The sequence below is a fragment of the Kitasatospora sp. NPDC024654 genome, assembly GCF_055559155.1.
This window is the reverse complement of the sequence record NZ_JBVHLF010000013.1, coordinates 88,185-102,745: the sequence shown is the minus strand read 5'-3', so window position 1 is coordinate 102,745 and position 14,561 is coordinate 88,185. Positions and strand designations below refer to the sequence as shown.

The 14,561-nt window shown below is 73.9% G+C and carries 14 protein-coding genes; 3 read left to right on the top strand and 11 right to left on the bottom strand.

What is annotated here, in order from left to right; all coding sequences use genetic code 11:
- Positions 1–145: 145 nt before the first annotated feature.
- The 6 genes from hemB to ACZ38L_RS10975 all read right to left on the bottom strand — a co-directional run bounded on the left by hemB (position 146) and on the right by ACZ38L_RS10975 (position 6,540).
- Positions 146–1,123, bottom strand: coding sequence for a porphobilinogen synthase (gene hemB / locus ACZ38L_RS11000; protein WP_465691445.1), 978 nt, complete (start codon positions 1,121–1,123; stop codon positions 146–148).
- A gap of 29 nt (positions 1,124–1,152) precedes the next feature.
- Positions 1,153–2,796, bottom strand: coding sequence for a bifunctional uroporphyrinogen-III C-methyltransferase/uroporphyrinogen-III synthase (locus ACZ38L_RS10995; RefSeq protein ID WP_465691443.1), 1,644 nt, complete (start codon positions 2,794–2,796; stop codon positions 1,153–1,155).
- A complete protein-coding gene (gene hemC / locus ACZ38L_RS10990) occupies positions 2,793–3,803 on the bottom strand; it encodes a hydroxymethylbilane synthase (RefSeq protein ID WP_465691441.1) in 1,011 nt (336 codons plus the stop codon). The genes ACZ38L_RS10995 and hemC overlap by 4 nt, the downstream gene beginning before the upstream one ends.
- Positions 3,804–3,844: 41 nt before the next feature.
- Complete coding sequence (locus tag ACZ38L_RS10985; protein ID WP_465691439.1) at positions 3,845–5,200, bottom strand: glutamyl-tRNA reductase; 1,356 nt, start codon at positions 5,198–5,200, stop codon at positions 3,845–3,847.
- The gene (locus ACZ38L_RS10980; RefSeq protein WP_465691437.1) at positions 5,197–6,018 is read right to left on the bottom strand and encodes a redox-sensing transcriptional repressor Rex; all 822 of its coding nucleotides are present in this window, start codon (positions 6,016–6,018) and stop codon (positions 5,197–5,199) included. Before ACZ38L_RS10980 ends, ACZ38L_RS10985 begins: the two co-directional genes overlap by 4 nt.
- A 243-nt stretch (positions 6,019–6,261) precedes the next feature.
- Positions 6,262–6,540 carry a glutaredoxin family protein gene (locus ACZ38L_RS10975; protein ID WP_396555721.1) on the bottom strand — a complete coding sequence of 93 codons (279 nt, stop codon included), beginning with the start codon at positions 6,538–6,540 and terminating at the stop codon, positions 6,262–6,264.
- Between the two features lie 82 nt (positions 6,541–6,622).
- Here ACZ38L_RS10975 and ACZ38L_RS10970 point away from each other — a divergent pair, with 82 nt between their 5' ends.
- The 3 genes from ACZ38L_RS10970 (at position 6,623) to ACZ38L_RS10960 (ending at position 10,303) form a co-directional block, all read left to right on the top strand.
- Complete coding sequence (locus ACZ38L_RS10970) at positions 6,623–7,546, top strand: HAD family hydrolase (protein ID WP_465691434.1); 924 nt, start codon at positions 6,623–6,625, stop codon at positions 7,544–7,546.
- A gap of 395 nt (positions 7,547–7,941) precedes the next feature.
- A complete protein-coding gene (locus ACZ38L_RS10965; RefSeq protein ID WP_396555725.1) occupies positions 7,942–8,790 on the top strand; it encodes an ECF subfamily RNA polymerase sigma factor, BldN family in 849 nt (282 codons plus the stop codon).
- A 238-nt stretch (positions 8,791–9,028) separates the two neighbouring features.
- Positions 9,029–10,303, top strand: coding sequence for a DUF5667 domain-containing protein (locus ACZ38L_RS10960; RefSeq protein ID WP_465691432.1), 1,275 nt, complete (start codon positions 9,029–9,031; stop codon positions 10,301–10,303).
- A gap of 84 nt (positions 10,304–10,387) precedes the next feature.
- Here the strand turns inward: ACZ38L_RS10960 and ACZ38L_RS10955 are convergent, their stop codons facing one another.
- The 5 genes from ACZ38L_RS10955 to ACZ38L_RS10935 form a co-directional block, all read right to left on the bottom strand.
- Positions 10,388–11,401, bottom strand: coding sequence for a lysophospholipid acyltransferase family protein (locus tag ACZ38L_RS10955; protein WP_465691430.1), 1,014 nt, complete (start codon positions 11,399–11,401; stop codon positions 10,388–10,390).
- Between the two features lie 7 nt (positions 11,402–11,408).
- Entirely contained in the window at positions 11,409–12,512 is a 1,104-nt protein-coding gene (locus ACZ38L_RS10950; RefSeq protein ID WP_465691428.1) for an NAD-dependent epimerase/dehydratase family protein, read from the bottom strand.
- Between the two features lie 151 nt (positions 12,513–12,663).
- On the bottom strand, positions 12,664–12,762 hold the full coding sequence (locus tag ACZ38L_RS10945) for a 30S ribosomal protein bS22 (RefSeq protein WP_003948845.1): 99 nt from the start codon (positions 12,760–12,762) through the stop codon (positions 12,664–12,666).
- Between the two features lie 130 nt (positions 12,763–12,892).
- A complete protein-coding gene (locus ACZ38L_RS10940; RefSeq protein ID WP_396555733.1) occupies positions 12,893–13,102 on the bottom strand; it encodes a helix-turn-helix domain-containing protein in 210 nt (69 codons plus the stop codon).
- Positions 13,103–13,450: 348 nt separating this feature from the next.
- Positions 13,451–14,560, bottom strand: coding sequence for an acetoin utilization protein AcuC (locus ACZ38L_RS10935; protein ID WP_465691538.1), 1,110 nt, complete (start codon positions 14,558–14,560; stop codon positions 13,451–13,453).
- Position 14,561: the final 1 nt, after the last annotated feature.

Below are 14,561 nucleotides of genomic sequence, written 5' to 3'. Positions count from 1 at the left end.
GAGGAGAGGGGAGGGAGAGAGGGGGAAACAATCAGGGGGGGGGGGGGGGGGGGGGGGTCGGGGGGGGGGGGGGGGGGGGGGGGCGGGGAGGGGGGGGGGGGGGGGGGGGGGACCCCCCCCCCCCCCCCCCGACCCACGCGTCCGCTCAGCGCAGCTGACGGGCCGCCTCGACCGCCCAGTAGGTGAGGATCTGCTCGGCGCCGGCGCGTCGGAGCGAGGTCAGCGTCTCCATGATCATCCGGTCCCGGTCGATCCAGCCGTTGGCGGCGGCGGCCTCGACCATCGCGTACTCGCCGGAGACCTGGTAGGCCGCCACCGGCACCGGGGAGGCGTCGGCGACCTGCCGCAGGACGTCGAGGTAGGCCATGGCCGGCTTGACCATCACCAGGTCGGCGCCCTCCTCGAGGTCCAGCGCGAGCTCGCGCAGCGCCTCCCGGGCGTTGGCCGGGTCCTGCTGGTAGGTCTTCCGGTCACCCTTGAGCGAGGAGCCGACCGCCTCGCGGAACGGCCCGTAGAACGCCGAGGCGTACTTGGCGCTGTAGGCCAGGATGCCGGTGTCCTGGTGCCCGGCCTCGTCCAGCGCCCTCCGGACCACGCCGATCTGACCGTCCATCATGCCGGACGGCCCGACCAGGTGGACGCCCGCGTCGGCCTGGACCACGGCCATCTCGGCGTACCGGGCCAGCGTCGCGTCGTTGTCCACGCTGCCGTCGGCCGCCAGCACCCCGCAGTGGCCGTGGTCGGTGTACTCGTCCAGGCAGAGGTCCGACATCACCACCAGGGCGTCGCCGACCTCGGAGACCACGTCCCGGATCGCCCGCTGCAGGATGCCGTCCGGGTTGGTGCCCTCGCTGCCGACGGCGTCCTGCACCTCGGGCACCCCGAAGAGCATGATCCCGCCGAGCCCGGCCTCGGCCGCCTCGACCGCGGCCTTCCGCAGGGTGTCCCGGGTGTGCTGGACCACGCCCGGCATCGAGGTCACCGGCACCGGCTCGGCGATCCCCTCCCGGACGAAGGCCGGCAGGATCAGCTCGGCCGGATGCAGCCGGGTCTCCGCCACCAGCCGCCGCATGGCGGGGGTGGAGCGGAGCCGGCGGGGCCGGATGGCGGGGAACGGGGTCAAGACTGACTCCTATCGGGTTCAGTGCTGTGTCAACGGGCCTTGCGACGGGAGCCGGGGCGGCGCTCGCTGGGCCGGTAGACCGGTTCGCCCGCCGCGAGGGCGGCGTCCCGGCGGCCCGCACCGAAGTCGGCCAGCGCCTGGGCCAGCGCGGTGGCGGACGGCATGGGCGCCATCACGTCGACCCGCAGGCCGTGCTCCTCGGCGGTCTTGGCGGTGGCCGGACCGATGCAGGCGATGATGGTGACGTTGTGCGGCTTGCCGGCGATGCCGACCAGGTTGCGCACCGTCGAGGACGAGGTGAAGAGCACCGCGTCGAAGCCGCCGCCCTTGATCGCCTCCCGGGTCTCGGCCGGCGGCGGCGAGGCGCGCACGGTCCGGTAGGCCGTCACGTCGTCCACCTCCCAGCCCAGCTCGACCAGGCCGGCCACCAGGGTCTCGGTGGCGATGTCGGCGCGCGGCAGCAGCACCCGGTCGATCGGGTCGAAGACCGGGTCGTACGGCGGCCAGTCCTCCAGCAGGCCGGCGGCGGACTGCTCGCCGGACGGCACCAGGTCGGGCTTGACGCCGAAGTCGACCAGGGCCTGCGCGGTGGTCTCGCCGACCGCCGCGACCTTGATCCCGGCGAAGGCCCGGGCGTCCAGGCCGTACTCCTCGAACTTCTCCCGGACCGCGCGCACCGCGTTGACCGAGGTGAAGGCGATCCACTCGTAGCGGCCGGTGACCAGGCCCTTGATCGCCCGCTCCATCTGCTGCGGGGTGCGCGGCGGCTCGACCGCGATGGTCGGCACCTCCTGCGGCACCGCGCCGTACGAGCGCAGCTGCTCGGAGAGGCCGGTGGCCTGCTCCTTGGTCCGCGGCACCAGCACGTTCCAGCCGAACAGCGGCTTGGTCTCGAACCACGAGTGCGAGGAGCGGTGCGCCACCTGCTCGCCGACCACGGCTATCACCGAGGTGGCCGGGTCGACCGGTGCGGAGACCGGCGAGGGCAGCACCCGGGCCGCCTTCAGTTCGGCCGCGATGGTGGCCAGGGTGGCGGTGAAGGTGCGCTGCCGGGTGGTGGTGCCGGAGAGCGTGGCGCAGAGCGCCGCGTCCGGCTTGCGGCCGTGGCTGACCAGTGCGTTCGCGGTGGCCGGCAGCTGGCCCAGGGTGGTGCGGACGACCAGGGTGGTCTCCGGGGCGCCGAGGTCGACCAGACCGCCGGCCAGCAGGGTGGCGGCGTCCACGAAACGGACGTCGGCACCGTTGCTGCCGCGCAGCGGGACGCCGGCGTAGGCCGGCACGCCGACCGACTGGGCGACACCCGGGATCACCTCGAAGGGCAGCCCGGCCTTGGCGCAGAGCAGCATCTCCTCGGCGGCCCGGCCGTCGAGACCGGGGTCGCCGTCGACGGTGCGGACCACGTGCTTGCCGGCCTCCACGGCGTCGGTGACCAGCTTGGCCAGCGAGGCGGCGTCGAAGGCGGCGCTCTCGCCGTCCACCGCGCCCGGGGCCTGCACCTGCACGCCCTCGGGGCAGTGGGTGCGCACCGCGGCGGCGGTGAGCGGGTCGGCGATCAGCAGGTCCGCCGAGGCCAGCACCTCGACCGCGCGCAGGGTCAGCAGGCCCGGGTCGCCGGGGCCGGCCCCGAGGAAGGTGCAGCGTCCGGACCGGTCGGCGGTGGCGGTGGGGCTCATCGGGCTCGCTCCCCCATCAGACCGGCCGCCCCCTCGGCGAGCAGCCGGGCGGCGAGTGCGTGCCCGAGGGCCCGCGCCTGCCGCTCGGCCGTCCCGTCGAGGACGAGCGGACCGGTGGTGGACATCGTCAGCAGGGTGGCGCCGTCGACGGTTCCGACGACGCCCTCCAGCCGCAGTTCGTTCTCGCTGCTCAGCGTCGCCAACGCGGCGACCGGGGCGGAGCAGCCCGCCTCCAGCGCGGCCAGCAGGGCGCGCTCCGCGACGACGGCGGCGCGGGTGGGAGCGTGGTCGAGGGCGCCGAGGGCGGCGGCCAGCTCCGGGCGGTCGGCCCGGCACTCGATGGCCAGCGCACCCTGGCCGGGGGCCGGCAGCATCAGCGCGGGGTCGAGCGCCTCGGTGCGGTCGGCGGCCCGGCCGAGCCGGTTGAGGCCGGCCGCGGCCAGCACCACGGCGTCCAGCTCGCCGGAGTGCACGAAGCCGATCCGGGTGTCGACGTTGCCGCGGATCGGGACGGTCTCGATCTCGACGCCGCGGGCCGCGGCCCAGGCGTTCAGCTGGGCCATCCGGCGCGGCGAGCCGGTGCCGATCCGGGCCCGGTGGCCGGCGCACTTCTCGACCAGCTGCTCCAGGGTCAGCCCGTCACGGGCGACCAGGGCGTCCCGGACGTCCTCGCGCTCGGGCACCGCGGCCAGCAGCAGCCCCGCGGGGGCCGCGGTGGGCAGGTCCTTGAGCGAGTGCACGGCGAAGTCGATCCGGTCCGCGAGCAGCGCCTCGCGCAGCGCGGAGACGAACACGCCGGTCCCGCCGATCTGCGCGAGGTGTTCGCGGGAGGTGTCGCCGTAGGTGGTGATCTCCACCAGCTCGACGGGGCGGCCGGTGACCCGGGTGACCTCGCGGGCGATCATGCCCGACTGGGCCATCGCCAGCGCGCTGCGCCGGGTACCCAGCCGCAGCGGTATCGCCTCGACCTCCAACTGGCCCTGTTGGGTGCTCAGTTGACCATTCATAACGTGATCATCCCGGTGGTGCTGGTGGGCTGGACGTGGGTTCATCGGGCCGCTCCGCCCGCGAGACTACCCTCGGCGGACGCGGCCTGCGGCCCGACCGGGGTGCCGGACACCGCGTGCACGGCGGCCGGGTCGAGGTCGAACAGCTCGCGCAGCGCCTCCGCGTAGGAGGCGCCGCCCGGCTCGGCGGCCAGCTGCTTGACCCGCACGGTGGGGGCGTGCAGCAGTTTGTCGACCACCCGGCGGACGGTCTGCGCCATCTCGGCGCGGGAGCGCTCGTCCAGGCCGGGCAGCCGGGAGTCGAGGCGGGCCAGCTCGGCACCGACCACCTCGGAGGCCATCGCGCGCAGGGCGACCACGGTGGGCGCGATCCGGGCGGCGCGCTGGGCGGCGCCGAAGGCGGCCACCTCGTCGGCGACGATCCGGGTCACCGCGTCCACGTCGCCGGCGCCGGGCGCGGCGGCGGTCTCGGACTCGACCTCGGAGAGCGACTCCAGGTCGACCAGCAGCGCGCCGGGCAGCGCGCGGACCTCGTGGTCCACGTCGCGCGGCATCGCCAGGTCGAGGAAGGCCAGCGGGCCGGCACCGGTGCGGGCGGCGACCGCCGCGGCGACCTCGGCCGCACCGATCACCACGCCGGCCGAGCCGGTGCAGGAGACCACCAGGTCGACGTCGGCCAGCGCCTGCGGGACCTTGCCGAACTCGACGGTCCGGGCGCCCAGCGTGGCGGCCAGCCGCTCCGCGCGCTCGGGCGTGCGGTTGGCGATCAGCAGGTCGCCGACCCCGGCCCGGGAGAGCGTGGCAGCGGCCAGCGAGCTCATCGAGCCCGCGCCGACCACCAGGGCCCGCTTGCCGGCGATCTCGCCGGCCCCGGCGGCGACCTGCTCCAGACCGAAGGTGACCAGGGACTGGCCGGCCTTGTCGATGCCGGTCTCGCTGTGGGCCCGCTTGCCGACCCGCAGCGCCTGCTGGAACAGCTCGTTCAGGCCCCGGCCGGCGGTGTGCTCGTCCTGGGCCCGGGCCAGCGCGTCGCGCAGCTGACCGAGGATCTGGCCCTCGCCGACCACCATCGAGTCCAGGCCGCAGGCCACCGAGAAGATGTGGTGGACGGCCCGGTCCTCGTAGTGCACGTAGAGGTGCTCGGTCAGCTCCTCCAGGTCCACTCCGCCGTGGTGGGCGAGCAGCAGCGAGAGTTCGGCGACGCCGGCGTGGAACTTGTCCACGTCCGCGTAGAGCTCGATCCGGTTGCAGGTGTTGAGCAGGGCCGCCTCGGAGACGGTGGCGGTGGCCGCCGCGTCGTGCAGCAGCCGGTTCGGGGCCTCCCCGGTCAGCGCGGCGCGCTCCAGGACGCCCACCGGGGCGGTGCGGTGACTCAGGCCGACGACGAGCAGGCTCATGCCGGCATCACCGCCGACCGCTCGGTGTCGCCCTTGGCCTCGACCTTGGCGTCCTTGACCCCGCCGGCGGCGCGGCGCAGCTTGGCCGCCGCCGCGCGGACCGGGCCGGGGGCGCGCTCCAGCATCGACTCCTCGCGGCCGGGCTCGGCCTCGGGCTCCTCGCCGGCCTTGCGCTGCTCGTGGAAGGCCAGGATCTGGAGCTCTATCGACAGGTCCACCTTGCGCACGTCGACGCCGTCCGGGACGGTCAGCACGGTCGGCGCGAAGTTCAGGATGCTGGTCACGCCCGCCTCGACCAGCCGGTCGCAGACCTGCTGCGCCGCGCCCGGCGGGGTGGTGATGACGCCGATGGAGACCTGCTGGCTCTCCACGATGTCCTCCAGTTCGTCCATGTGCCGCACTGGCAGACCGGCCGCGGTGCTGCCGACCACGGCCGGGTCGGCGTCCAGCAGGGCCGCCACCCGGAAGCCGCGGGAGGCGAAGCCCCCGTAGTTGGCCAGCGCGTGGCCCAGGTTCCCGATACCGACGATAACCACGGGCCAGTCCTGGGTGAGGCCCAGCTCGCGCGAGATCTGGTAGACGAGGTACTCCACGTCGTAGCCGACCCCGCGGGTGCCGTAGGACCCCAGGTAGGAGAAGTCCTTCCGGAGCTTGGCCGAGTTCACCCCGGCGGCCGCGGCCAGCTCCTCGGAGGAGACGGTCGGGACGGACCGCTCGGAGAGCGCGGTCAGCGCACGCAGGTACAGCGGCAGCCGGGCCACGGTGGCCTCGGGGATGCCGCGGGCACGCGTCTGACGTCCCACAGGTGTGCGGCGCATGGTGCCTCCGTCGGCGGGGCTGGGGGGCGAGGACTTGGGGGTGGATCGACCGATTGCCACGGCGCTCCTGTGGGTGAAGCTTGGGCTTTGGCTGCCAGGCTAAGTCTTTGTGAACGTGTGCACAAAGATGGTGTCCGTTTTGTCCCGCCACAGTGACGCGCATCACGCTCGGACTTCAGTGCCATCACGCTCGGACTCCAGTACGACGCGGTGCGCGACCCGGCCGGCCGGCCCGACCGCGGGTCAGCGGGTGAGCGCGGTCCGCAGTCGGGTCTCGTCGACCCGCCAGAAGTCGTGCTGCCGGCCGTCGATCAGGGTGACCGGGATCTGCTCCCAGTACGTCCGGTACAGCTCCGGGTCCTGGGTGATGTCACGCTCCTCGAACCGCGCCCCGAGCTCGCCGGTCACCCGCAGGATCACCTCCCGGGCCTCGTCACAGAGATGGCAACCGGGCTTGGCGACCAGGGTCACCGTCCGGTCGGCGGGCTGGGGGCTCTTGTCACGACGCAGCAATGGGCTCACCGACCCATTGTGCGCCCGCGTGCGGAAGCCACCGTTCCGGCCGCCGCGCACGCCGTCAATCCGGCTGACTATGCTCGTGTCCATGGCCGCGCTGCGAAGGCTCACCCAGGCAAGGCGTTCCCCCTCCGAGCGGACCGCGCTGGCCGGCGAGGCCTCGGCCGACGCCGCCGAGCGGGCGCTGCGCGCGCACGCCCCGCTGCCGCAGGAACCCGAGGAGGAGGCGGAGCTGCCGGACCACCCGCAGGCCGCCGCCTTCTTCGACTGCGACAACACGATCCTGCAGGGCGCCGCCGTCTTCTACCTCGGAGTCGGGCTCTACCGAAGGAAGTTCTTCAGCCGGCGGGACGTCGCCCGGTTCGCCTGGCAGCAGGCCTGGTTCCGGCTGGCCGGCACCGAGGACCCGGCGCACATCGCGGACGCCCAGCACACCGCGCTCTCCCTGGTGGCCGGCAAGCGGACCGCGGACCTGGAGGCGATCTGCGAGGAGATCTTCGAGGAGATCGTCACGGCCAAGGTCTGGCCCGGCACCCGGGCCTTGGTGCAGATGCACCTGGACGCCGGCCAGCGGGTCTGGTTGGTCACCGCCGCGCCGCAGGAGGTGGCCCGGATCATCGCCCGCCGACTCGGCATGACCGGCGCGCTGGGCACCGTCGCCGAGGCGGAGGACGGCGTCTACACCGGGCGGCTGGTCGGCGAGATGCTGCACGGCCCGGCGAAGGCGGCGGCGGTCCGCGCGCTGGCCCGGCGCGAGCAGTTGGACCTCGGGCACTGCGCCGCGTACAGCGACTCGTCCAACGACATCCCGATGCTCTCGCTGGTCGGGCACCCCTTCGTGATCAACCCCGACGGCGCGCTGCGCAAGTACGCCCGGGCACAGGGCTGGCGGGTGCAGGACTTCCGAACCGGCCGAAAGGCGGCCCGGGTCGGCATCCCGGCCGCGGTGCTGCTGGGCGCCGCCGCGGGAGCCGCGCTGGCCGGGATCGCACTGCGCCGCCGGCGGAACTGACCGCGACCGGGGAACACCGGGGAGCGCTGACGGGACATCAGCACCGGTTGGCCACTGACCGGTTCTGATCGTTCGGACGCTCCGGAAAGTCTGGGATTGGCACGGCCGCAACCGGGGAAACCGGCGGGACGACCTCGGAAGTGGTCACACTGCGCTGCCGAATGACCCGCCAGAGTGCCCAGCTCGGAGCTTTGTTCGGTCACTTTCAGCTCATATACCACGCAAAGTGGATCCCTATCGACCACTTCGGCCACACGGTGTAGCTGTCATTGCACAAAGCGTTATCCTCTCCTGGATGCACGCCCACCCCACGTGTCCCCCCGGCGGGGTGCCGGGGAGTGTGCTCTCCGCGCAGGCGGAGGTGATCCGTCCACAGTTCTGCCTCTGGGAGTCCCGTGTACCCACCCGTCCGGAACGACGCGCCTGCTCCCGCCCGCCCGTCGCCCGCCGTCACCACCGTCGCCGCCGTCGCCGCCGCCCGCAACCTTCGACAGCTGCGCTCCCTGCTGCACCGGCAGTTACTCCTGGCCACCCCTCAACTCGCGACCGCCGGCGCCCCGTTCGGGCCCGGCCTGGCGCTGCGCAGCACCGCGGCCGGCGGCACCGGCACCCCCACCCGCAGCCGGGGCACCACCGGCGGCGCCGGCTCCCGTGGCCGGACCAGGGCGACCCTGCCGCACCAGAGCACCGAGACCGAGCACAACCCGGTGATGGAACTGGTCGAGCGGGCCCAGGCCGGCGAGAGCGAGGCCTTCGGGCGGCTCTACGACCACTACTGCGACACGGTCTACCGGTACATCTACTACCGGGTCGGCAGCCGGGCCACCGCCGAGGACCTCACCAGCGAGACCTTCCTGCGCGCGCTGCGCCGGATCGGCACCTTCACCTGGCAGGGCCGGGACTTCGGTGCCTGGCTGGTGACCATCGCCCGCAACCTGGTGGCCGACCACTTCAAGTCCAGCCGGTTCCGGCTGGAGGTCACCACCGGGGAGATGCTCGACTCCAACGAGTGCGAGCGCAGCCCCGAGGACTCGGTGCTGGAGTCGCTCTCCAACGCGGCCCTGCTGGACGCCGTCCGGCGGCTCAACCCGCAGCAGCAGGAGTGCGTCACGCTCCGTTTCCTGCAAGGGCTTTCGGTCGCCGAGACGGCCCGGATCATGGGCAAGAACGAGGGCGCGATCAAGACCCTGCAGTACCGCGCGGTCCGCACGCTGGCCCGGCTGCTGCCGCCCGACGCCCGATGACCATCGTTGACTTACCGTCATCCGCCGGACCGTTCCCACACGTCCGGGTGAGAATGCGGTCACATGATCACTCGTGCGTAACCGACGACCGACGCCACTCGTTGCCCAGCGTGCAGACCATCTCGGGACGCACGGTCAAGCCAGACCGCGAACAGTCACCCGATGGAGTGGATTTGGCCCGCCGGGGCAACCGTCCGGCAGGCCGGGGAGTCGACAACGACGAAGGGAGGTGTGGCCCGTGACGGCAAACGTGCTGGAGCACCGGCGGGCGAAGGCCTTCGCCGAGGCGCTGGAGGCCCACCGGACAGGACAGCAGGCGGGCAGCCCCGCGCTGGGCGAACTCGTGGCCACCGCACAGGCGTTGGGCGAGCTCTCGGTGCCCGCCCTGGACCTTGAGGTCCGGACGACCCAACGCGCCCAGCTGATGGCCGCGTTCGAGCAGGCGGTGGCCGGCGGCGGACTGCCGACCGTGCCGCGCCAGCGGCGGCACCGGGCCGACCGGATCGCCCCGCGCGGCCGCCGCTGGGGCCGCCGGTTCGCGATCGGTGGCCTGGTGGCCGGGGTGACGGTGGGCAGTCTGGCCGGGGTGGCCGCGGCGAGTACCGGCGCGCTGCCCGGGGAGACCCTGTACCCCGTCAAGCGCGGCCTGGAGGACCTGCGGCTCGATCTGGCCCGCAGCGACGCCGAGCGCGGCGCGCTGCTGCTGGACCAGGCCTCCAACCGGCTCACCGAGGCGCACGAGCTGGTCGGCCGGGCCGGCGACGGCTCGGCGCTCAGCCCGGAGACGGTGGCCCGACTCGGCGCGGCGCTCAAGGACATGAACGTCGAGGCGGCCAAGGGCGGGGATCTGCTGCGCCGGGTCTACCAGGCCAACGGCTCGCTCGACCCGATGCGCCGGCTGGCCGCGTTCACCGACCGGCAGGACGACCACTGGGCCGCCCTGCAGCGGGAGTTGCCGCCGCAGCTGACCCCGGAGGCCGGCCAGGTGGACCAGCTCTTCGACAACTTCAACGCGGAGGTGGCACCGCTCCACCTCGACCAGGGCACCGGCCGGGGCGGGTCGGGCGCGCCGGCCCAGGCTCCGGGATCGCCGGCCACCGGGTCGTCCTCCCCCACCGGTGGGAACGCCTCGGTCGTGCAGTCCGACGGCAGCCCGGCGTCCTCGACCGGCGGCCAGGCGGGCGGCGCACAGCCGTCCGACGGCTCCGGCACGGCTCAGCGGCAGGGCCAGGGCCCGGCGGCCGGGTCTGCCGGCGGCGCGGTGGGCGGCCTGGTGAACGGCCTGACCGGCAACCTGACGGGGGCCGCCGGCGGTGCGGGGTCCTCGCCCGCGCCGGCGGCCGGTGCGCCGCAGAGCGGTCCGGCCGCGCCGGCGCCGGGCCTTCCGGCCGGCGGTGCTCCCGCCGCCGGGGCCTCGCCGGGCGCGTCGCAGAACGACCCGGGGCTCGACCTGCCGCCGCTGGTCCCCGGCCTGCTGCCGGGACTCGGGGTGATCGGCGGCACCGGCAACTGAGCGAAGGGCTGACGGCCGGGCTCCCACGCGGTGGTGGGGCCCGGCCGTCAGCCCTTCCCGGGGTTCGTCAGACCTTCCCGGGGCTCAGAAGAAGACCGAGCGCCGTTCGACCAGCAACCGGTAGAGGGTGTGCTGGATCGTCTCGCGGACCTCGTCGGTCAGGTTGAAGACCAGCATCGGGTCGTCCGCCGCCTCCGGCGGGTGCCCGTCGGTGCGGATCGGCTCGCCGAACTGGATGGTCCACTTGGTCGGCAGCGGGACCAGCCCGAGCGGCCCCAGCCAGGGGAAGGTCGGTGTGATCGGCAGGTACGGCAGGCCGAGCAGCCGGGCCAGCGCCTTGGCGTTGCCCATCATCGGGTAGGTCTCCTCGGCGCCCACGATCGAGCAGGGCACGATCGGCGCCCGGGCCCGCAGTGCCGAGGCCACGAACCCGCCGCGGCCGAAACGCTGCAGCTTGTAGCGCTCCGAGAAGGGCTTGCCGATCCCCTTGAAGCCCTCCGGCCAGACCCCGACCACCTCGCCGCGCTCCAGCAGCGCCTGGGCGTCCTCGTTGCAGGCCAGGGTGTGCCCGGCCTTGCGTGCCACCTCGTTCACCACCGGCAGCACGAAGACCAGGTCGGCGGCGAGCATCCGCAGGTGGCGGCGGGCCGGGTGGTGGTCGTGGATGGACACCTGGGTCATCAGGGCGTCCAGCGGGAGGGTGCCGGAGTGGTTGGCCACCACCAGCGCGCCGCCCTCGGCGGGGATGTGCTCGATCCCGCGGACCTCGACCCGGAAGTACTTCTCCGCCAGCGGCCGCAGCAACGAGAGGAAGACCTCCTCGGTCAGCTCGCGGTCGAAGCCGAACTCGTCCACCTCGTAGTCGCCGGTGATCCGGCGGCGCAGGAAGGCCAACCCGTTGGCGGCCCGCCCCTCCCAGCCCTTGCCCAGCACCGACTCGGCCACCGGCCCGAGCCGGCCCGCCAGCGCGCCGCCGACCGCCTCGGCCAGCCGGTCGGCGAAGGCGGGGGCGGCACCCGGCGGGGGCGTCCAACTCGGCGCGGACTCGATCGGGATGACCGTGGCCTGGTCCGGAACGCGCCTCGAAGCGGCTGTCATCGGCCCGTCAACTCCTGTCTGCGGTAGGGGAATGCGGGTCGCGCTCGGGGGCGTCCTGCTCGGGGCCGCCGAGCCAGCCGGCCAGCCGGTCGGTGAGCACGGTGAGCCGCTCCGGCGGCAGCAGCCCCCCGGTCTGCGCGGCGGCGAAGTCCGCGAACGCCTCCGGGGTGGTGAACCGCGGCTGGTAGCCGAAGGTCTCGCGCAGCTGCGTGGTGTCCACCACCCGACCGTGGGTGAGCAGGCCGATCTGCTCCGGGGAGAAGTCGGACACCCTGGTCTGCCGGGCCAGCGCGGCCACCCAGCCCAGGGCGGGCCGCAGTATCGGCACGGTCGGCCGGCCGAGCCGGCGGGCGCACTGGGAGAGCAGCAGCACGCCGTCCCCCGCGACGTTGAAGGTGCCGGTGTTGGTGGTGCCGCGGGCGGCGTCCAGCGCGGCCAGCCGGAGCACCTCGACCGCGTCGTCCTCGTGCACGAACTGCAGCCGAGGGTCGTAGCCGAGCGCGGTGGGCAGCACCGGAAGCGCGAAGTACTCGCCGAGCGGGGTGTCGGCACCCGGGCCGACGATGTTGGCGAACCGCAGCACGCTCACCGCGACGTCCGGGCGGCGCCGGCCGAAGCCGCGGACGTACCCCTCGACCTCGGCGGCGTCCTTGGCGAAACCGCCGGCCGGCAGGGTCTTGGGCTGGGCCCGCTCGCCGAAGACCGCCGGATCGCGCGAGGTCGAGCCGTACACCGCGGTGGTGGACTTGACCACCAGCCGGCGCAGACCGGCCGACTGCTGGCAGGCGCCCAGCAGCTGCATGGTGCCGATGACGTTGATCTCCTTGACCGCGGCGCGGCCGGGAGCCCCGGGGTTGGTGGCGCTGACGTTGAGGTGCACCACGGTGTCGACGCCGTACTCGGCGAGCACCCGGGCGATCGCGGGGCGGCGCAGGTCGGCGGGCGCGAAGTGGTACTCGGCCAGCGGGCCGGGGGCGGCCTCGGGGCGGTGCCGCGGGGGTTCGGTGTCCACCCCGACCACCAGCTCCACGCCGGGCTCGCGCCGGATCCGTTCGGCGAACCGGGCGCCGAGATGCCTGGCCACTCCGGTGACCAGCACGACCCTGCCCACGCTGCCCCTCCGCTTCCGACCGGCCCGCCCGGACGGTGTTCCCGCCGGGCCGTGCCTGCACCGTACCGCGTCGGGGCCGGAAAACGGGTGCTGCCCGCCCCGGCCGAGCCGGGACGGGCAGCTGTGCACCTGGAGCGAGGCTCCGCAGGTGTTACTTCTTGTTACGACGCTGCACGCGGGTCCGCTTCAGAAGCTTGCGGTGCTTCTTCTTGGCCATACGCTTGCGACGCTTCTTGATGACAGAGCCCACGGAACAACCCTCGCTCACTGAGACTTCCGCCCGTGAGAGACGGAGTCCATACGACTGACGGAGGGCCTAGCCTACCGTCCGCGCGCCCGTGGCCGTAATCGGGACGCCGACCAGGGCCGTCACCCGGCCGCTACGCGGTCTGCCGACCCACGTAGGAGTCCTTCAGGTAGTCGTGCACCGCCTGCTCCGGAACCCGGAAGGAGCGGCCCACCCGGATGGCCGGCAGCTCTCCGCTGTGCACCAGGCGGTACACCGTCATCTTGGACACCCGCATGACCGAGGCGACTTCCGCCACGGTCAGGAAGTTGACCTCTTGCAGGGGGCGTTCGCCGGAACTCATGACCTCACCCGACCCTTTTCCGTGTGCAAGGCACCGGCTTCCCCTCCGGTGACTCCACCGACACACGCGTATCCCCAGAGTAGTTGCGGGTGGTACCAGTGGGAAGAGGGGGATGCGGAGTCCTTGTACGGTCAGAGATCCGCCTGCTGCAGTAGGTAGTCGCTCCGTGGTCTGGCGCAGCTGGTCTGCGCCCGGACGACCGTTGGCAGGACGGGCCGGGACCGAGTGGGCGCACGGAAGCGCGGCGCTCGGGCAGGCGTACGGACGCGCGCGACCCAGGGCCCGTCCGCGCCCCCGCGCGCACCGTGAGCGCCCGCCGACCGGGTGAGGGCCGACGCGGGGATCGGGTCAGGGCAGCAGGCCGTGGTGCGGGAAGACCGCCCGGCGGGTCGCCAGGATCGCCTGATCCAGCCGGTCACCGGGGTCGTAGCCGGACTCCGCGAAGTCCTTCCAGTGCGGCTCGACGCCGTCGGTCATCCGCAGCGGGGCGAGCTGGCGAGTGAGCCGGTACACCTCGCCGCGCCACACCTCGGGGGTTTCGACGGCCGGGTCGATCGGCCGGCCGGCGGCGATCGCCACCAGGTGGGTCCAGGTCCGCGGCACCACGTCCACCACGGCGTAGCCGCCCCCGCCGAGCGCCACCCAACGGCCCCCGCAGTGCCGGTGGGCCAGCTCGTGGATGCTGGCGGCGACCGCGCGCTGGGCGTCCACGGTGACCGCCAGGTGGGCCAGCGGGTCCTCCAGGTGGGTGTCCGCGCCGTGCTGGCTGACGATCACCTGCGGGCGGAAGGCCGCCAGCAGCTCGGGCACCACGGCGTGGAAGGCGCGCAGCCAGCCCGCGTCGCCGGTGCCGGCCGGCAGCGGGAGGTTGGCCGCCGAACCAGGGGCCGCGTCGCCACCGGTCTCGGTGGACCAGCCGGTCTGCGGGAAGAGCGTGCTGGGGTGCTCGTGCAGCGAGATGGTGAGCACCCGCGGGTCGTCCCAGAAGACCCGCTGCACGCCGTCGCCGTGGTGCACGTCGACGTCCACGTAGGCGACCCGCTCGGCGCCCAGTTCGAGCAGCCGGGCGACCGCCAGCGCGGCGTCGTTGTAGACGCAGAAGCCGGAGGCCCGGTCGGGCATCGCGTGGTGCAGACCGCCGGCGAAGTTGACGCCGTGCCGGGCGGTGCCGTGCCAGACCGCCTCGGCCGCGCCCACCGACTGACCGGCGATCAGCGCGGAGGCGGTGTGGATGGCCGGGAAGACCGGGTTGTCCTCGGTGCCCAGGCCGTGCCGGTCGTCCAGGGTGCCCGGGTGCGTGGCGGCCCGCCGGACCGCGTCCAGATACTCCGGCCGGTGCACCAGCCGGAGGGTCGACTCGCCGGCCGCGGGCGCGGCGGCCACCGCCACCCCGGGAGCGGTGGGCAGGTCGAAGGCCTCGACCAGCCCCATGGTGAGCGCGAGCCGGGTCGGGTCCATC